This window comes from Stenotrophomonas sp. YJH_SMC_122 (assembly GCF_059369535.1).
In genome coordinates, this window is record NZ_JCAFST010000016.1 from 1 (window position 1) to 17,281 (window position 17,281).

General features: G+C 67.2%; 22 protein-coding genes and 1 other RNA gene. 13 read left to right on the top strand and 10 right to left on the bottom strand.

All coding sequences use genetic code 11. The features are described from left to right. Nucleotides 1–246: 246 nt before the first annotated feature. Entirely contained in the window at nucleotides 247–1,569 is a 1,323-nt protein-coding gene (locus tag AC5P66_RS17945) for an aminopeptidase P N-terminal domain-containing protein (RefSeq protein WP_099486189.1), read from the bottom strand. 5 nt (nucleotides 1,570–1,574) lie between these two features. Beyond that, nucleotides 1,575–2,123 carry a UPF0149 family protein gene (locus AC5P66_RS17950; protein ID WP_049417103.1) on the bottom strand — a complete coding sequence of 183 codons (549 nt, stop codon included), beginning with the start codon at nucleotides 2,121–2,123 and terminating at the stop codon, nucleotides 1,575–1,577. Between the two features lie 154 nt (nucleotides 2,124–2,277). Here AC5P66_RS17950 and AC5P66_RS17955 point away from each other — a divergent pair, with 154 nt between their 5' ends. The 8 genes from AC5P66_RS17955 (at nucleotide 2,278) to AC5P66_RS17990 (ending at nucleotide 6,409) form a co-directional block, all read left to right on the top strand. Further along, nucleotides 2,278–2,499 (top strand): TIGR02449 family protein, encoded by a 222-nt coding sequence (locus AC5P66_RS17955; RefSeq protein WP_005418996.1) that lies wholly within the window; start codon nucleotides 2,278–2,280, stop codon nucleotides 2,497–2,499. Then, nucleotides 2,496–2,792, top strand: a complete 297-nt coding sequence (locus AC5P66_RS17960; RefSeq protein WP_049417102.1) for a cell division protein ZapA — start codon at nucleotides 2,496–2,498, stop codon at nucleotides 2,790–2,792. Before AC5P66_RS17955 ends, AC5P66_RS17960 begins: the two co-directional genes overlap by 4 nt. 153 nt (nucleotides 2,793–2,945) lie before the next feature. Continuing rightward, nucleotides 2,946–3,131, top strand: a non-coding RNA gene (ssrS, locus tag AC5P66_RS17965) — 6S RNA. 83 nt (nucleotides 3,132–3,214) lie between these two features. Further along, on the top strand, nucleotides 3,215–3,808 hold the full coding sequence (locus tag AC5P66_RS17970; RefSeq protein WP_049440069.1) for a 5-formyltetrahydrofolate cyclo-ligase: 594 nt from the start codon (nucleotides 3,215–3,217) through the stop codon (nucleotides 3,806–3,808). Next, on the top strand, nucleotides 3,805–4,284 hold the full coding sequence (locus AC5P66_RS17975; RefSeq protein WP_049417100.1) for an EVE domain-containing protein: 480 nt from the start codon (nucleotides 3,805–3,807) through the stop codon (nucleotides 4,282–4,284). The genes AC5P66_RS17970 and AC5P66_RS17975 overlap by 4 nt, the downstream gene beginning before the upstream one ends. Nucleotides 4,285–4,306: 22 nt before the next feature. Then, nucleotides 4,307–4,954, top strand: coding sequence for a ribose-5-phosphate isomerase RpiA (gene rpiA / locus AC5P66_RS17980; RefSeq protein WP_014648291.1), 648 nt, complete (start codon nucleotides 4,307–4,309; stop codon nucleotides 4,952–4,954). Nucleotides 4,955–4,975: 21 nt separating this feature from the next. Then, nucleotides 4,976–5,419, top strand: a complete 444-nt coding sequence (locus AC5P66_RS17985; protein WP_099495440.1) for a DUF192 domain-containing protein — start codon at nucleotides 4,976–4,978, stop codon at nucleotides 5,417–5,419. A 144-nt stretch (nucleotides 5,420–5,563) separates the two neighbouring features. Next, nucleotides 5,564–6,409 carry a SirB1 family protein gene (locus AC5P66_RS17990; protein ID WP_005419007.1) on the top strand — a complete coding sequence of 282 codons (846 nt, stop codon included), beginning with the start codon at nucleotides 5,564–5,566 and terminating at the stop codon, nucleotides 6,407–6,409. A gap of 59 nt (nucleotides 6,410–6,468) precedes the next feature. Here AC5P66_RS17990 and AC5P66_RS17995 read toward each other — a convergent pair whose 3' ends face one another. After that, nucleotides 6,469–6,693: a rubredoxin gene (locus AC5P66_RS17995; RefSeq protein ID WP_014038358.1), complete on the bottom strand. Its 225-nt coding sequence runs from the start codon at nucleotides 6,691–6,693 to the stop codon at nucleotides 6,469–6,471. Between the two features lie 34 nt (nucleotides 6,694–6,727). On the opposite strand from AC5P66_RS17995, the gene thiE reads away from it, so the two are divergent. Both thiE and hemL read left to right on the top strand, forming a co-directional pair. After that, complete coding sequence (thiE, locus tag AC5P66_RS18000; protein ID WP_099495439.1) at nucleotides 6,728–7,354, top strand: thiamine phosphate synthase; 627 nt, start codon at nucleotides 6,728–6,730, stop codon at nucleotides 7,352–7,354. A gap of 17 nt (nucleotides 7,355–7,371) precedes the next feature. After that, nucleotides 7,372–8,661 carry a glutamate-1-semialdehyde 2,1-aminomutase gene (gene hemL, locus AC5P66_RS18005; RefSeq protein ID WP_049417097.1) on the top strand — a complete coding sequence of 430 codons (1,290 nt, stop codon included), beginning with the start codon at nucleotides 7,372–7,374 and terminating at the stop codon, nucleotides 8,659–8,661. A gap of 73 nt (nucleotides 8,662–8,734) precedes the next feature. Here hemL and azu read toward each other — a convergent pair whose 3' ends face one another. Beyond that, the gene (gene azu, locus AC5P66_RS18010; protein WP_049413722.1) at nucleotides 8,735–9,184 is read right to left on the bottom strand and encodes an azurin; all 450 of its coding nucleotides are present in this window, start codon (nucleotides 9,182–9,184) and stop codon (nucleotides 8,735–8,737) included. Between the two features lie 122 nt (nucleotides 9,185–9,306). Here azu and AC5P66_RS18015 point away from each other — a divergent pair, with 122 nt between their 5' ends. After that, nucleotides 9,307–9,909, top strand: coding sequence for an HAD-IA family hydrolase (locus AC5P66_RS18015; RefSeq protein WP_099495438.1), 603 nt, complete (start codon nucleotides 9,307–9,309; stop codon nucleotides 9,907–9,909). A gap of 53 nt (nucleotides 9,910–9,962) precedes the next feature. Here the strand turns inward: AC5P66_RS18015 and AC5P66_RS18020 are convergent, their stop codons facing one another. Further along, complete coding sequence (locus tag AC5P66_RS18020) at nucleotides 9,963–11,189, bottom strand: acetylornithine transaminase (RefSeq protein ID WP_099495437.1); 1,227 nt, start codon at nucleotides 11,187–11,189, stop codon at nucleotides 9,963–9,965. Nucleotides 11,190–11,252: 63 nt separating this feature from the next. Between AC5P66_RS18020 and AC5P66_RS18025 the strand changes: the two genes are divergently transcribed. Beyond that, nucleotides 11,253–12,125 carry an ion transporter gene (locus tag AC5P66_RS18025; protein ID WP_049439908.1) on the top strand — a complete coding sequence of 291 codons (873 nt, stop codon included), beginning with the start codon at nucleotides 11,253–11,255 and terminating at the stop codon, nucleotides 12,123–12,125. Between the two features lie 102 nt (nucleotides 12,126–12,227). On the opposite strand, the gene AC5P66_RS18030 is transcribed toward AC5P66_RS18025, so the two are convergent. The 3 genes from AC5P66_RS18030 to AC5P66_RS18040 all read right to left on the bottom strand — a co-directional run bounded on the left by AC5P66_RS18030 (nucleotide 12,228) and on the right by AC5P66_RS18040 (nucleotide 15,233). After that, on the bottom strand, nucleotides 12,228–13,169 hold the full coding sequence (locus AC5P66_RS18030; RefSeq protein ID WP_099495436.1) for a YiiG family protein: 942 nt from the start codon (nucleotides 13,167–13,169) through the stop codon (nucleotides 12,228–12,230). A 160-nt stretch (nucleotides 13,170–13,329) separates the two neighbouring features. Further along, nucleotides 13,330–14,322 (bottom strand): YiiG family protein, encoded by a 993-nt coding sequence (locus AC5P66_RS18035; protein ID WP_099495435.1) that lies wholly within the window; start codon nucleotides 14,320–14,322, stop codon nucleotides 13,330–13,332. Nucleotides 14,323–14,414: 92 nt separating this feature from the next. Beyond that, nucleotides 14,415–15,233 carry an SDR family oxidoreductase gene (locus AC5P66_RS18040; RefSeq protein ID WP_099495434.1) on the bottom strand — a complete coding sequence of 273 codons (819 nt, stop codon included), beginning with the start codon at nucleotides 15,231–15,233 and terminating at the stop codon, nucleotides 14,415–14,417. A gap of 108 nt (nucleotides 15,234–15,341) precedes the next feature. Here AC5P66_RS18040 and AC5P66_RS18045 point away from each other — a divergent pair, with 108 nt between their 5' ends. Next, nucleotides 15,342–16,025: a hypothetical protein gene (locus AC5P66_RS18045; protein WP_049413712.1), complete on the top strand. Its 684-nt coding sequence runs from the start codon at nucleotides 15,342–15,344 to the stop codon at nucleotides 16,023–16,025. Between the two features lie 51 nt (nucleotides 16,026–16,076). Here the strand turns inward: AC5P66_RS18045 and AC5P66_RS18050 are convergent, their stop codons facing one another. Next, nucleotides 16,077–16,583, bottom strand: coding sequence for a DUF2867 domain-containing protein (locus AC5P66_RS18050; RefSeq protein ID WP_099495433.1), 507 nt, complete (start codon nucleotides 16,581–16,583; stop codon nucleotides 16,077–16,079). Further along, nucleotides 16,580–17,242, bottom strand: coding sequence for a serine/threonine-protein kinase (locus AC5P66_RS18055; RefSeq protein WP_099495432.1), 663 nt, complete (start codon nucleotides 17,240–17,242; stop codon nucleotides 16,580–16,582). The genes AC5P66_RS18050 and AC5P66_RS18055 overlap by 4 nt, the downstream gene beginning before the upstream one ends. Nucleotides 17,243–17,281: the final 39 nt, after the last annotated feature.

Below are 17,281 nucleotides of genomic sequence, written 5' to 3' on the forward strand. Positions count from 1 at the left end.
GAAAACGGGCTGGTCCCTGCCTGAGGCCAGCCAGGGCGCAGACCAAAGGCTGCCGGCCAGCGGCCGGCACTACCGTGCCCGTCTCCTGGAGGGGCCAAGCCCCTCCATCAACACAGTTGCTACAAGGACGTACTTGCGGCGGCCCCGCAAACCCACAGTACCCCGCCATCCCACGGAATGCCGCTGTTGCGGTTGCTGTTGCTGTGGCCTCTGCAGGTGCAGGGCTGCAAGCCCTGCCGAAAACCCCTACCCCGCCATCACCGCTTCGATCTCGTCGGCGCTGCGCGCCAGGCCTTCGGTCAGCACGCGATGGCCGTCATCGGTGATCAGCACATCGTCTTCAGTGCGGATGCCGATACCGCGCCAACGCGGTTCCACCGTCGTGTCGTCCACGCCGATGTACAGCCCCGGTTCGATGGTGAACGCCATGCCCGGCTCCAGAAGGCGTGAATCACCGGCCAGGCGGTAATCGCCCACATCGTGCACGTCCAATCCGATCCAGTGGCCGGTCTTGTGCCGGTAGAAGCGCTGGTACAGGCCTTCGGACAGATTCTTTTCCAGCGTGCCCTTCAGCAGGCCCAGCCGCAGCAGGCCCTCGGTCAAGGTCTGCACTGCGGCCAGGTGACCGGCCTCGTACGGCACGCCCGGCTTGGCCTGGGCCAGCGCCGCCGCCTGCGCCTCGCCGACCAGGTCGTGCAGCGCGCGCTGCTCGGCACTGAAGCGGCCGTTCACCGGGAAGGTGCGGGTGATGTCGCTGGCGTAGCCGCGGTACTCGGCGCCGGCGTCGATCAGCACCAGCTCGCCATCGCGCGACCGCGCGTTGTTGTCCCGGTAATGCAGGATGCAGCCGTTGCGGCCGGCACCGACGATGCTGCAATACGCAGGCACCGCATCGCTGGCGCGGAACACGCGTTCCAGCTCGGCCTGCAGTTCGTACTCGTGGATGCCGGCCCTGGCGGCCTTCATCGCCGCCAGATGCGCACGCACGCTGATCTGTGCGGCGTGGTGCATCAGTGCCACTTCGGCGCCGGATTTGAACAGGCGCTGCTCGTGCAGCAGGTGGCCCAGTTCCAGGAACTCGTGCGGCGGCTGCGCGCCATGGCGTACCTGCGAGCGCACGCGGTTGACCCAGCCGATCAGCTTCAGGTCGAAGTCGGCGTCGCGGCCGAAGTGGTAGTAGACGCGCGAGCGCCCTTCCAGCAGGCCCGGCAGGATGTCGTCCAGATCATCGATCGGGTAGGCATCGTCCATGCCGTACTGCGCTACCGCGCCTTCCTGGCCGGCGCGGCTGCCGTCCCATGCCTCGCGCTCGGCATCGCGCTCGCGGCAGAACAGGATGGCCTCGCCGTGGCGGCGGCCCGGAATCAGCACCAGCACCGCCTCCGGTTCCGGGAAGCCGCTCAGGTACTGGAAATCCGAATCCTGGCGGAACGGATAATGGGTATCGAGGCTGCGCACCTTCTCGGCTGCGGCCGGCAGCACCAGGATCGCGTCCTCGCCAGCCATGTCCATCAGCTGGCGGCGGCGACGCTTGTATTCGCCGGCAGCGATGCCGGTGCGCTGCTTGATATCCATCAGTTCAGGCGCTGCCGATGGCGCGCGGCCAGCACCACGTCGCCGTGCAGCAGCAGCACCGCCACGCGGATGAACTCCTCGATCTCCGACAGGGCTTCGTCGTCGTCATCGCCGCCGGCCTCGAAATCCTCACTGGACGCACGCGCCAGGCTGGCCATGTCGGTCAGCGCTTCTTCGCCCTCTTCGGACAGGGCCGGGCGGCGGCCGCCGCTGCCCAGGCCGAAGCCGCCCAGGAACGAGCGGGTCCAGCTGAACATGGCATCGGCCTGCGCGGACACGTCGTCGCTGTCGGCGAGCAGCAGTTCGAAGGCGAAGTCGCGGTCTTCCAGCTGCTTGATGGTGGCCTGCAGCAGTTGCCCCAGCACGCTGTCAGCGGCCACCGGCGGCAGGTTGTCGTCGGCCAGCACGCGCGCCGGCCAATCGTTGCCGGGGGCGCCGCCGGCGGCCAGCCAGCCGCACAGCGCACCGTGCAGCTCGGCAGCGGTAGCGCCCAGGCCCAGCGCCTGGCTGGCGCGGGTAACGTCGTCGACGGAGGGAAGTTCGGTCATCGTGCGGCTCGTTCGGAAATAGGAAACGCGGGGTGCGCACGCGCGCGCCCGTGAGACCCCGTAGTGTAGCAACCCTGCGGCATCCTCTCGTGGCCGTCCGGCCTTGCTGCGACAGCGCTTGACCGCCCTCACCCGGCTTGCCTATCGTGCCTGCATGGAACCCGCCGATCCCCTTGCCCAGCTGCAGGACTTTGCCGCCCGCGTGGACGCGTTGCTTGAACGCAACCAGCGCCTGGCCGAGGAGAACCGCAGCCTGCGCCACCAGCAGGAACAGCTGGTGGCCGAGCGCTCGACGCTGCTGGCCAAGAACGAGCAGGCGCGCTCGCGGGTGGAAGCGATGATCAGCCGGCTCAAATCCCTGGAGCAGCACACATGAGCGCCGAACCGGTCAGCGTCCGCATCCTCGATCGTGAATACACCGTGGGCGTCGGCGCCGACGAACGCGACAGCCTGATGGCGGCTGCGCGCCTGCTCGATGCGCGCATGCGCGAGATCCGCGGCAGCAACCGCATGGCCGCCGTCGACCGCGTCGCCGTGCTGGCCGCGCTGAACCTGGCCCACGAACTGCAGCTGCTGCGCGACGAGAACGCCCGCCAGGCCGTGGCGCTGCAGCAGACCCTGGCCGACCTGAACCGGCGCCTGGACCGCGCGATCGACGGCACCCCATAGAAAAAGGGGACGGAGGGAATTAAGGCGCATTCGCCCCTTCCGTGCTGGAAACGTCTTAATTCCCTCCGTCCCCTTTTCGCGTATCTGAATTGGCACGGACTGTTGCCGACGAACGGCCTATCCAGATCCTGCGTGCTGGCTATAATGGCCACGCGTTCTCTGCGGTACTCGACGGCATGTGCAAACATTCGCCTTGTCCCTTAAGAACGACACCGGGAGCGCGACAGCGCCGGGAGTGCAGGTCCGCCTTGTAGCGGGAAGCCCGATGGTTCTCCAGCGTTCCCACTTGAGCCCCCGGGTTCAAGGTCGTTTCGCATGCATCGACATTGCGGAGAATGCAATATTCCAGCAAGGGCGGCGTCTTCGGGCGTCGCCCTTGTTCTTTCCGGCACAATGACGGCTGATCCTTGCCGCTCGCTGCCATGACCGACCCGCGCCAGGCCTTGCGCCACGACCTGCGGCAACGCCGCCGTGACCTTAACGCTGGTGAGCGCATCGCCGCCGCCGAATCGCTTGCCGATGCCCTGCTCGCCCTGCCGTTTGCCCCGCGCGAAGGCGCGGTGGCCGGCTACTGGGCGCTGGATGGCGAAATCGCCCTGCACCGCTGGCAGCTGCAACTGCCCGAAGGACTCACCTACTGCCTGCCGGTGCTGGCCGGCGACATGCTGCGCTTCGCACCATGGCGGCCCGGGCAGCCGCTGACCAGCAACCGCTATGGCATCCCCGAGCCGGACGTGGCCGTGGAAGACACCCTGGAACCGGAACGGATGGCGCTGGTCGTGACCCCATTGGTGGGTTTCGACGCACAGTGCCGCCGGCTGGGCATGGGGGGCGGCTGGTATGATCGCAGCTTCGCCTTCCGCCACGACCGGCCGGCGCCGCCCTGGCTGGTCGGTGCTGCGTTCGCGGTGCAGCAGGTCGAGTCCTTGCCGGTGGCGTCGTGGGACGTGCCGGTGGATGCGATCTGCACCGAAGACGGCACCCTGTTCCCCTCCGCTGCCCCCGTGAACGCATGACCGCCCGCAAGCGCTACTGGCTGATGAAGTCCGAACCGGACGCCTTCTCCATCGATGACCTGGCCAAGGTCAAGGTCGAACCCTGGAACGGGGTGCGCAACTACCAGGCGCGCAATTTCATGCGCGACGGCATGCAGGTGGGCGACGGCATCCTGTTCTACCACTCCAACACCAAGGTGCCCGGCATCGTCGGCCTGGCCACCGTCGCCAGCCCAGCCTACCCGGACGACACCCAGTTCGACCCGGAATCCGACTACCACGACCCCAAGAGCACACGCGAAAACCCGCGCTGGATGCTGGTGGACGTGGCCTTCGACCGCAAGCTCAAGCAGGTGATCGCGCTGGACGAGATCAAGTTGCACGCTGACGAGCTGGGCGAGGGCTTCCCGCTGGTTGCCAAGGGCAATCGCCTGTCGGTGTTCCCGGTGACCGCCGCGCAGTGGAAGCTGCTGCTGTCGCTGGAAAAGAAATCCTGATTCCCTGCCTGAGAGTTCTCCCATGTCCGAAGCCAAGCGCCTGGCCGCCGAGAAAGCCATCGAGTACGTAGAAGACGGCATGATCGTCGGTGTCGGCACCGGTTCCACCGTGGCCTATTTCATCGATGCCCTGGCCCGCATCCAGCACCGCATCAAGGGTGCCGTGTCCAGCTCCGAGCAGAGCACCGCGCGCCTGAAGCAGCACGGCATCGAGGTGATCGAGCTGAACCACAGCGGCAACCTGTCGCTGTACGTCGATGGCGCCGACGAGTGCGACCCGAACAAGTGCCTGATCAAGGGCGGCGGCGCCGCACTGACCCGCGAGAAGATCATCGCCGAGGCCAGCGAGCGCTTCATCTGCATCGTCGACCCGAGCAAGCAGGTGCCGGTGCTGGGCAGGTTCCCGCTGCCGGTGGAAGTGATCCCGATGGCGCGCAGCCTGGTCGCCCGCCAGATCCGCGACATGACCGGCGGCCAGCCGACCTGGCGCGAGGGCGTGGTCACCGACAACGGCAACCAGATCCTGGACATCCACAACCTGCAGATCACCGATCCGGAAAAGCTGGAGCGCGAGCTCAACCAGCTGCCGGGCGTGGTCTGCGTCGGCCTGTTCGCGCGCCGTCGCGCCGATGTGGTGATCGTCGGCGGCGAGCCGCCGGTCGTGCTCTGACCCTTCCGAAGGAGCCTGACGATGTCGCTGTTGCGTTCGCTGCTGATGCTTCCGCTGCTGGCCCTGGCCGGCTGCGCCACCGATGCGGCCCGCCATTGGGTCGAGCTGGACGGCGCCCGCTACCAGGTCGAGCTGGCCACCAACGATGAAACCCGCGCGCGCGGGCTGATGTTCCGCGACCAGATGGCGACCGACCACGGCATGCTGTTCATCCACGACCGCGAGGAAATGCAGGCGTACTGGATGAAGAACACCAGGATCGCGCTGGACATCCTTTACTTCGACAGCCAGCGCAGGCTGGTCAGCCAGCAGCGCGACGTACCGCCGTGCTCGGCCGGCGACATGTGCCCGCCCTATCCCAGCGGCGGCCCGGCGCGTTATGTACTGGAACTCAACGCCGGCCAGGCCGAGAAGCTGCAGCTCAAGGACGGCACGGAGTTGAAATTCGGCCCGGGCATCGAGTAACAGGGTTCTGCCCGCGGTAGTGCCGGCCGCTGGCCGGCAACCCCACAGGGGTCAGATCCCATTCGCTCGCGAAAGGCATCTGACCCCTGAATTTTTCACGCGACACCGCTTGAATCCGCCTGCGAATGACGCCAGTCTGTGGCCATGCAGGACCGGATCACACTCCCCGACTGGGATGCCTTGGCCGACCTCGAAGACGAGGCGCTGCCACTGTTGCCGACCGCGCTGCTGATCGCGCGCGATGAATACCCCGATCTGCAGCCGTCCACCTACGACGCGCTGATCCAGAGCCATGTCGAGCACCTCCGCTCGGAAGTGGAGAGCATCGACAACAGCCCGCTGAAGATGGCGGCGATCAACCGCCACCTGTTCGACGAGCTGGGCTACAGCGGCGACCACGACGAGTACTACGACCCGCGCAACAGCTACCTCAACCAGGTGTTCGAGCGCCGCCTGGGCAACCCGATCTCGCTGGCGCTGGTGCAGATGGAAGTCGCGCGCCGGCTGGGTATTCCGCTCGATGGCGTGTCCTTCCCCGGCCACTTCCTGGTGCGCCTGCCGGTGGACGACGGCGTGCTGGTGATGGACCCGTTCAACGGTGGCCGGCCGCTGGACGTGGACGAACTGCGCGAGCGGGCCAAGTCACACCTGGGCGGGCAGATGCCCGACGACCAGGTGCTGGCGCAGATCCTCGACCCGGCGCCCGCGCGCGCGATCCTGATGCGCATGCTGCGCAACCTGCACGGCGTGTATGCCGAAGCCGGCGAGTGGGACCGCGCCGCGCGCAGTGCCGACCGCCTGCTGAAGCTGGCCCCGGAGCAGGACGATGCGCTGCGCGACCGCGGCCTGGCCTATCTGCAGCTGGAGTACCTGGCCGGTGCCCGCCACGATCTGGGCCAGTACCTGAAGCGCAACCCGGAAGCCAGCGATGCGCAGTGGCTGCGCGAGAAGCTGATCGACCTCGGCGGGCCGATGCCGCGGCTGCATTGAGGGAGTCGGTGTGTGGACCAACGGTCCACACCCACCGGATGGGCCGGATGGCCCTCCAGTCAATCGACCTCGACCATCTCGAAATCGGCCTTGGTCACCCCGCAATCCGGGCAGGTCCAGGTCTCGGGAATGTCCTCCCAGCGCGTCCCTGGCGCGATGCCTTCCTCCGGCAAGCCTTCCGCTTCGCTGTACAGGAAGCCGCAGACCACGCACATCCAGGTGCGCAAGGTGGTGGGGGTGGCGTCGCTCATCGGATAATCAGGACTGGATTCACGGGCCGCCATTGTCCCATCGCGGTCCACTCACCGGTAGCCATCGATGACTTCTGCTTCCCCGGCGCCCCGCGGCGTCTACCTGATCACCCCGGACGAGCCCGATACCGCACGCCTGCTGGCCCGTACCGCACCCTTGCTGGCCGCCGGCGCCACCTGGCTGCAGTACCGCAACAAGACCGCAAGCGACGCGCTGCGGCGGGAGCAGGCCACCGCGCTGCAGGCACTGTGTGCGGACCACGGCGTGCCGCTGATCGTCAACGATGACCCGGCGCTGGCCAAGGCCGTGGGCGCGGCGGGCGTGCACCTGGGCGGCACCGACGGCGACATCCCCAGCGCGCGCGCCCTGCTCGGCCCCGAGGCCATCATCGGCGCCTCCTGCTATGACCAGCTGGCCAATGCCGAGAGGGCCGTGGCCGCCGGCGCCAGCTACGTGGCCTTCGGCGCGTTTTTCCCGACCACCACCAAGATCACCACCAGCCGCGCCCATGCCGACCTGCTGCGGCAAAGCGCCGCACTGGGCGTGCCACGGGTGGCGATCGGCGGGCTGACGCCGGACAATGTCGGTCCCATCATCGACGCCGGCGCCGATCTGGTCGCCGTGGTCAGCAGCGTGTTCGCCGCCGAAGATCCGGTCGCGACCCAGCGCGCCTTCCTCGCCCAGTTCGCGTAACGCCCAGGATATCCCCCATGAACCACGACCAGTCCCACGCCCTGTTCTCCCGCGCCCAGCAGCTGTTGCCGGGCGGCGTCAATTCGCCGGTGCGCGCGTTCAAGTCGGTCGGCGGCGAACCGTTCTTCGTCGAGCGCGCCGACGGCGCCTACCTGTACGACGTCGACGGCAACCGCTACATCGACTACGTCGGCTCCTGGGGCCCGATGATCGTCGGCCACAACCACCCGGCGGTACGCCAGGCGGTGAAGAAGGCGATCGACAACGGCCTGTCGTTCGGCGCGCCATGCGCGGCCGAAGTGACCATGGCCGAGACCATCACCCGCCTGGTGCCCTCGTGCGAGATGGTGCGCATGGTCAACTCCGGCACCGAGGCCACCCTGTCGGCGATCCGCCTGGCGCGTGGCGCCACCGGCCGCAACCGCATCGTCAAGTTCGAAGGCTGCTATCACGGCCACGGCGACTCGTTCCTGGTCAAGGCCGGCAGCGGCATGCTGACCCTGGGCGTGCCGACCTCGCCGGGCGTCCCGGCCGGGCTGAGCGAACTGACCCTGACCCTGCCCTACAACGACTTCGAAGCGGCCACTGCGCTGTTCGAGCAGCAGGGCGATGACATCGCCGGCCTGATCATCGAACCGGTGGTCGGCAACGCCAACTGCATCCCGCCGCGCGAGGGCTACCTGCAGCACCTGCGCGAACTGTGTACGAAACACGGCGCGCTGCTGATCTTCGACGAAGTGATGACCGGCTTCCGCGTCGCCCTCGGCGGTGCGCAGGCGCACTACGGCATCACCCCGGACCTGACCACGTTCGGCAAGATCATCGGCGGCGGCATGCCGGTGGGTGCGTACGGCGGTCGCCGCGAGCTGATGCAGCAGATCGCCCCGGCCGGCCCGATCTACCAGGCTGGCACGCTGAGCGGCAACCCGGTGGCGATGGCCGCTGGCCTGGCGATGCTGGAGCTGATCCAGCAGCCGGGTTTCCACGACGACCTCGCCGAACGCACCGCACGCCTGTGCGCCGGCCTGGAAGCGGCCGCCGCCGAAGCCGGCGTGGCGGTGACCACCACCCGCGTGGGCGCGATGTTCGGTCTGTTCTTCACCGACGAAAAGGTGGAGACCTATGCGCAGGCCACGGCCTGTGATATTCCGGCGTTCAACCGCTTCTTCCACGCGATGCTGGACCAGGGCGTGTTCCTGGCACCGTCGGCGTATGAGGCCGGTTTCCTGTCCAGCGCGCACGACGATGCGGTGATCGAGGCCACCCTCGCCGCTGCACGCGTGGCGTTCAAGGCCACCAAGGGCTGATCGCAAAAAGGGGACGGAGGGGATTAAGTCGTTTGTGCACAAACGACTTAATCCCCTCCGTCCCCTTTTTTTTCTAACCGAAGACGAACTTGCCCTTCATCATCGCGAAGTGGCCGGGGAACGAGCAGAAGAAGGTGTAGTCGCCGCCCTTCTGCAGGCCCTGGGTGGAAAAGCGCACGCGCGTGGTCTCGCCACCACCAATCACTTTGGTGTGCGCCAGCACGCGCTTGTCGGCCTTCGGCAGGTAGCTGTCGGCCAGGGTCATGCGCATGCCCGCCAGTGCCACCGGCTGGTAATCGGCCGTGCGGGTCAGCACCCAGTTATGGCCCATCGCGGTAGCGGCCAGCTTGCCGGTATGGCGCAGGGTCAGATCCACGGCGGTGCAATCAGCGGCGACCTTGATCTCGCGACTGCTGAAGCTCATCTGGTCGGTGCTGTCGATGCTCACCGCACACACCCGCGCCATCGCCGACGGCGCCAGCATCAGCGCGCCCAGTCCCACTGCCACCCACCAAGCCTTCATCGTTGCCTCTCCTGCGGTTCAAGCACCATTCTAGGCAGGCCCCTGCGGCCGCGTCTGCGACCGTCTGTCGCATGCCCACTCCAGGGTTTCCCGCGCACTCACTGCAATGGCATGCTCGACCGATGCGGATCGACCTGTTGCTGCTGGATGTGGACGGCGTGCTGGTGCAGTACCAGCGCGCGCAGCGCGTGCTGCACCTGGCGCAGGCACTGGATGTTAGCCCTGCCGCAGTGCAGGCGGCGCTGTTCGACAGCGGACTGGAAGCGGCGCATGACAACGGCACGCTGCAGGGTCCGGCCTACCTGGCGCGGCTGGGGGCGTGCCTGGGCAGGACCGTCGATGTACCCAGCTGGATCGCCGCACGCCAGGCGGCCAGCCATCCGCAGCACGCGGTGCTGCAGCGGCTGCAGGTCCTGCAGCTGCCACTGGCGGTACTGACCAACAATGGCGCGCTGATGGTGCAGGCGCTGCCCACCCTGCTGCCGGAACTGTTCCCTGCACTGCAGGGACGCGTGTTCTGCAGCGCCGATTTCGGCCTGCGCAAACCTGAGCCCGCAGTATTCCTGCGCACACTCGACGTACTGGGCGTGGCGCCTTCGCGCACGCTGTTCGTCGATGACCTGTTCGCCAATGTGCGCGGCGCACGCGCCGCCGGCCTGCACGCGGAAACCGTGCGCGATGGCCGTGGATTGGGAAAGGTGTTGAAGCGTTACGCGGTGAGCTGATTGGGGTCAGAGCCCTCTCCGCGGGAGAGGGATCCGACCCCGGCACCCTGGCTTCAGCGCGCGGCGATGAACGCAGCGATCGCTGCGCGCAGGCGCTTGAGGCCTTCGGCCACTTCTTCGTCGGTGATGTTCAGCGACGGCACGAAGCGCAGCACGTCCGGGCCGGCCTGCAGGGTCAGCAGGCCGTGCTCGGCGGCAAGGTCGAGGATCGCCCCGGCCTGGCCGGCGAAGTCCTTGCCCAGCACCGCGCCCAGCATCAGGCCGCGGCCGCGCACGTCGCTGAACACACCGAACTCGTCGTTGATGCGGGCGAAGCCATCGCGCAGCGCCTTGGACTGGCGGCTGACGTTGGCGGCGATCTCCGCCGAGGCCAGCTTGCGCAGTGCCACGCGGGCCACCGCAGCGGCCAGCGGGTTGCCGCCGAAGGTGGTGCCGTGCGCGCCGAACTGCATGGTCTCGGCCACCTTCGGGCCGGCCAGCATCGCGCCGATCGGGAAGCCGCCGCCGAGCGCCTTGGCCAGGGTGACCATGTCCGGCACCACATCATCCTGCCAGTGCGCGAACAGCGTGCCGGTGCGGCCCATGCCGGCCTGGATCTCGTCCAGCACCAGCAGTGCGTTGTGCTGGTCGCACAGTTCGCGCACGCGCTTGAGGAAACCGGACTTGGCCGGCATCACGCCACCCTCGCCCTGGATGGGCTCCAGCATCACCGCCGCCACGTCGCCGGCGGCCATCGCGGTTTCCAGCTGTACCTCATCGTTGAAATCGATGTAGCGGAAGCCGCCAGGCAGCGGCTCGTAGCCTTCCTGGTACTTCGGCTGGGCCGTAGCGGTCACCGCGCCCAGGGTGCGGCCGTGGAAGCTGCCACGGAAGGTGATGATCACCCGCTTGTCGGCCGGGCGGCCCTGGCTGGAGGCCCACTTGCGGACCATCTTGATCGCCACTTCGTTGGCTTCGGCGCCGGAATTGCACAGGAACACGCGCTCGGCGAAGCGGCTGGCCTTCACCAGCTCCTCGGCCAGGTGCAGCGGCGGCGCACTGTAGAACACGTTGCTGGTGTGCCAGAGCTTGCCGGCCTGCTCGACAAGCGCGGCCACCAGGTCCGGATCATTGTGGCCCAGGCCGCACACGGCGATGCCGGCGGCCAGGTCGATGAACTCACGCCCCTGGCTGTCCCACACGCGGGCGCCCTGCCCTCGCTCCAGCACCACCTGGCGGGGCTTGTAGACCGGCAGGTAGTAGTGCGAAAGGGAGATCAGCGGATCGGTCGCGGCAGTCATGGCAGTCGGCAGGGTTCAGGAATGCCCATTCTCGCGCCGGAACCCCTGCGGCACAATGCGCCCATGCGACCGTTTTCCGCCCCCCAGCTCAACCCCGCCACCGAGACCGGCTGGCGCCGTCGGTGGTTCGACATCATCTACCGCCATGACTCGCGGCCCTCGCGCAATTTCGACCTGATCCTGGTGGTGGCGATCGTTGCCAGCATCCTGGTGGTGATGATCGACAGCGTGCAGCACCTGCATGCCGAATGGTCCACCGGCCTGTACATCCTGGAATGGGGCTTCACGATCATCTTCACCGCCGAGTACCTGCTGCGCCTGGCGGTGGTCAAGCGCCCGCTGCGTTACGCGGTGAGCATCTGGGGCATCATCGACCTGCTGTCGATCCTGCCCGCCTATCTGTCGATGTTCATCCCGGGCGCGCAGAGCCTGCTGGTGGTGCGTGCGCTGCGCATCCTGCGGGTGTTCCGCATCCTCAAGCTGACCCGCTACATCGAGGAAAGCGGCGTCCTGATGACGTCGCTGTGGCGCAGCCGGCGCAAGGTGCTGGTGTTCCTGTTCACGGTGATCACCATCACCATCATCGCCGGGGCGCTGATGTACGTGATCGAGGGCCCCGAACACGGCTTCACCAACATCCCGGCCAGCATGTACTGGGCGGTGGTGACCATGGCCACGGTCGGCTTCGGCGACATCGTGCCGCAGACCGTGCTGGGCCGCTTCGTCACCTCGGTGCTGATCCTGATCGGCTACAGCATCATCGCCGTGCCTACCGGCATCTACACCGCCGAACTGGCCAGCACCATGCGCGAAGCCGAGCTGGCGGCGCGCCGGGATGCCCGCGGCTGCCCGCACTGCGGGCTGGAAGGCCACGAGCCGGATGCACGGCACTGCCGCAGATGTGGCGGTGAACTGCCGGATGCATTCAGCCATTGAGTCACATGCCGGCCAGCGGCCGGCACTACCGGACCAACAGGGTGCGCGCCGGGCATGGCCCGGCGCTACCGTGGGCAGATCCACGCCCTGTGTGGATCGCCCTCAGCGCATGCGGTTGCTGGTGGTCACCAGGTCGTTGTAGGCATCCAGAATCGTCGACTGTGCGCCTTCAGGGTCAGTGGTGAGCCAGCTGCCCGACGCCTTGCGCTCGGCGGCCAGCGCATCGGCGGTGATCGGCTTGCCCTGTTCCAGGCGCTCGACTCCGCGCCCGGTGGTACGCACCAGCTTGTCGGCCGAACGCTGCACATGGCCCCACATCGGGTCGTCCTTGCCGACACCACTGTTCTGGATTTCCGTCACCAGCGCCTGATAGTCGGCCAGCTGGCCGCGCAACGCCGCAACGTCCGGCGCGTCGCTCTGGAACGCCATCGCCAGCTGCTTGCCATCGCCGACAAGGCGCAGGTGGTAATAGGCCAGCGAGCGGCCTTCGCTTTCCTCGATCTGCTTCAGCTGGGCGGCGCGGCGATCGTTCTCGTTCTTTTCCAGCGCCTCATCCATCGCTTCGCTGGCCTTGAAGAAATCAGCATAGGCCTGCATCAGCGGGGCATGCTGGCTGCGCATCCCATCGCCACCATCGCGACGATAGTCCTCGCGGGTGAAGTACCCATCGGCACGCTCGATCAGGGTGTTCAGTGCCTGGAATGCCCGCTGATACTGTCGCGCGGGTGCATCCAGCGGCGTGGCAGGGGTCTTTGCCAGCGCATCGGTCACCGGCTGGCCGCAGTAGTCGACCCGGTGCGACAACAGCTTGCCGGGTGAACGCGGCTGCGCTTCCTTGCCGGTCGGGCCGGCCTCGGGATCCTTCATCCAGCCCGTGTAGGTCTGGAAACCCTCGTGGATGGGCTGTTCGACGCCGTTGTAGCACTCGATGTAGGCGTTCACCTTCTCCAGCCCGGGGTCGGCGACCGCCAGCCCGGCCGGTTTGTTGCAGCCAGCCAGCGCGCCGAGCAGGAGAACAGGAATCAGGCGTGTGGGTGCGTTCAAGTCAGTTCCTTGCACAAGTGAAAACTGCAGCCATCGTCCTGCATGGCGCGAGCGCGCGCTCCAGCACCTCGGCAAGGTGCTGGCATTCGGGGCTGCGGGGTGTGTCATGCCGCAATCAACCTGCTCAATTGCGACAAAAATGACGCGCTGAGCTTCCCGCTTACTGGCGGTTGCTCTGGAAAACCAGCGAGTTGTATTCCTGCATCAGCTTGCTGGCCGAACCGCGCGGCGCCATCGAGGGCGAATCCAGCATGCGCCGTTCGAAATCGCTGTAGGGCGTCTTGCTGCTGACCCGCTGCAGCCGCTCCTTGCCTTCCCGACGGAAGTTCTCGGCTTCGCGCTCGAAGCTGTTCCAGTCCAGCTTGCCCGGCTCCTGATCGGCCACCTTGGCATGCGCCTCGTCGGAAATACGGTTGAAGGCGTCGAGTCGTTCACGGGCTTGGGCCGGATCAAAGTCGTCCTCGCTCATCAGCTCCACGATCGCCTTGGCTTCCAGCATCATCGCCAGACGGTAGTACTCGCGCGTTCGCCCCTCGGCCTGTTCCAATACCTTGAGCTGCTCGCGCTGGGCAGCGTCATTCTGGCGCTCCAGCTCGGCGTTGAACGTTTCGCTGGCAACCACGAAGTCCTTGAATGCGGCCAGCAAGGGCGCGTGCAGCTGCTTGCCCTTGGCAAACTGGTCGTCTTCGTAGTCCTGGCGATCATAGTAGTCGTGCGCCTCCTTGCTGACCGGCACCAGCGCCTTCAACGCCTGCTGATAATGGCTGGCAGCAGCATCGAGTTCGGCCAGCGCCGGCTTGGCAGCCATCGCCTCGGTCACCGGGCCATCGCACTGCTTCATGTCGTAATCGCTGATCTCGAACGGACCGTACACCTGTGTCTCGCGCCCGCTCGGGCCGGCCTCGACGTCCTTGATCCAGCGCGTGTAGGACTGGAGGCTGTCGTGCGTCTTCGAATCAAGCGCGTTGAAGCAGCCGATGTAGGCGTTGAGCTTCGCAGTCAACTGCTGCTGTGCGTCCGACGGCACCGTGTTGACCTCCGGCGTGCCTGCGGCGCCGGCGTCGCCAGCGGTTGCAGGGGCCTTGCCACCGCAGGCGGCCAGGACAAGCGACAGCGAAGCGGCCAGCGCCGCGATGGAAAGCGTACGTGTCATGTGTTCACATCCCTGTTGAAAACGATTACAGCCCTGCATTCTAGCGCAGCAGGCCGAGGGCCGCAGCCCTCGGCCCTTGCGCAACGTAGCACTCAGTCCAGGAACAGATCCGGCAACAACGACCGCGACGGGTCCACGGCATAGCCGGACAGATCGCTGATGCCGGCCTGTGCCAGCACTTCATCGTCGATCAGGAACTGGCCGTGGAAACCCGCCGCCTCGCGCACCAGCACCGCGTGCGCTGCATCGGCCATGATCTGCGGCGTGCGGCAGCCGGCCGCATCGACGCCCGGAATCATGTTGATCGCATCGGTGGCGATCACCGTGCGCGGCCACAGCGCGTTCACCGCCACACCCTGCGGGCCGAATTCCGCGGCCAGGCCGAGCGTGACGAAGCTCATGCCCATCTTCGCCAGCGTGTAGCCGGTATGCGCGCCCCACCACTTCGGTTCCAGGCTGGGCGGCGGCGCCAGGGTCAGGATGTGCGGATTCGGCGCCTGCAGCAGGTACGGCAGGCAGGCCTGCGCGCACAGGAAACTGCCGCGCGAATTGACCTGCTGCATCAGGTCGAAGCGTTTCATCGGCGTATCCAGCGTGCCACGCAGCCAGATCGCGCTGGCATTGTTGACCAGGATGTCGATGCCACCAAAGGCGTCGACCGTGGCGGCAACCGCCGCCTGCACCTGCTCTTCCTCGCGGATATCGCACTTCAGCGCCAGCCCCTGGCCGCCGGCCGCGGTAACGGCTTCGGCTGCGGTATGGATGGTGCCCGGCAGCTTTGGGTTCGGCACCGCCGACTTGGCCGCAATCGCCACGTTGGCGCCGTCACGCGCAGCGCGCAGTGCGATGGCCAGGCCGATGCCACGCGAGGCACCAGTGATGAAAAGCGTTTTGCCCTGCAGACTGCCCACGTTCCACACTCCAGCGTATGCAATGAGCCGCTAGTATGCCGCGCCGACGTGGAGTTCACCCGGCCTTGACGATACTTGGGCCTCCAGTCAACGCACGAGGTTCACGCCATGCGCCGTTCCCGCCTGTTGCTGCCTGCCCTGGGCCTTGCCCTGCTGACTGCCTGCCAGGGCCGTTCGCCGGAACCCGGCAAGGAGCCGCCTGCCGGTGATACCCCCAGCGCAGAGAAGGCCGCCGCCGACGGCAAGCTGCGCTGGAGCGAGGCAGTGGTGTGGGATGGCGACCTCAACGCCTGCCGCCAGGGCGAGAATGCGGCTACGCGTGATTGCCTGCGCGATGCGATGCGCGCCGGCGGCGCCAGCGCCGATGCGATCACCGCCGCCGAACAGCTGTCCACCGGCGGCGAGCTGGCCTACGTGACGGCCTGGCACGAGAACGAAGGCCTGGGCATTGCCACGGTCGAGTATCCGTTCCGCGCCAACACCAACGAGGGCACCCGTCTGGTCGACGCCAGCGGCAAGCGCATCGATGTGGATGCCGTGCAGCTGGACGACACCCTGCGTGCCGACCCCACCGTGCAGGCCCTGCTGAAGGACCACCCGCAGGCCACGCCGTTCGCACCGGCGCAGTCGGCCGGGGCCACGCCGCTGGAGAACGGCGGCATCCGCCTGCTGTACCGCACGCCGCTGCGCGACTGCCACGCCTGCCCGGATGTGGGCCAGCTGCAGATCGCCTACGACTTCGATGCCAAGCGCAACTTCATCGGCCAGCAGGTGGTGCCGGCAACGCCGTAACCTGGAAACGCCGCGTGTCGCCGGGCATGGCCCGGCGAGCGCAGTGTCGAATCACCGGTACCCCTGCACCTGCTTCCTCAGCAGATGCGGCACGATCAGCCGATGCACGGGTGCAACCGGCAGCATGTACACGCGCCCGAACGCGTTGTGCGTATGCACCATGGTCGCCACTTCCAGCACGTCTCCCTGCCACTGCAGGGCCAGCTGCACACGCAGGTGGCGGTCGTCGTCTTCCAGCACGATGGCATCGTCATTCAACGACTGCAGGGTGAAGATGCCCAGCCGTTGCCCCGGATGCGGCTGCACGATGTCCTGCACCGCGCGCAACGAGCCCAGGTGCTTCATGCCGAGCAGGCGCATGCCGCGATTGCGCAGTGCCATCAGCCCATCGAACCAGCCGGGAATGGTCGCGGCCATATCGCGATAGGCCTGCAGGGCCGAACGCCCATCACGATGGGTCGTTGCCTGGCAGGCATGCACGAAGTCGGCGCTGGCCAGCTGTGGGCGCAGGACACTGCCCACGCTCGGCGGGCCGGTCACTACCTGCAGTGGACTCACGGCTTGGGCCCCTGCCCCTCGTTGTCTTCCCAATGCAGGATGCGGCGGGTGACGAAGCGGTAGACCGGCTTGCCGGTGGCGAACCACAGTTCGCGCACCCACGAGGTGCGCTTGAGCACCCGCTTCTCCACCGGGGTGAGCGACTCGCGGCAATACATGCGCTTGTGCTTGAGCAGGTGGCGCAGGTCCTCGCGGGCCAGCAGGCGCATCCAGCGCGAGCGCGGGTTGCCGATCACCGCCAGCTGGAAGTCGATCAATGCCGGGCGGCCGTCCTCGGTCACCAGCCAGTTGGCTTCCTTGGCCAGATCGTTGTGGGCCACGCCGCGCCGATGCAGCTGCTGCAGCAGGCGACGCGCGGCGCGGAACCAGGCCAGGTCGCCACGCGGTGGGCGCTGGTACATGGCGTCGCCGGCCATGAAACTGCGGTCGAGATGATGCCCATTCCACGCCAGCAGCTGCGGCACATCGGCCATGCCGTGGATATGGCGCAGCGCGCGCGCTTCGCGGCGGGCCAGCCACCAGGCCGGCAGCCGCAACCACAGTGGTGTGGCGCGCAGGTCACGGCGTACGAAGGGGCCGGCCGGCCCTTCCACACGGAGGATGCGACCGAAGCTGTCGGCCTTCAAAGCATGCGGTGGCGTGTCTGGCGTATGCGGCATGGGCCCATTCTAGGCGATGGCGATGGTTGCAAACGGTCA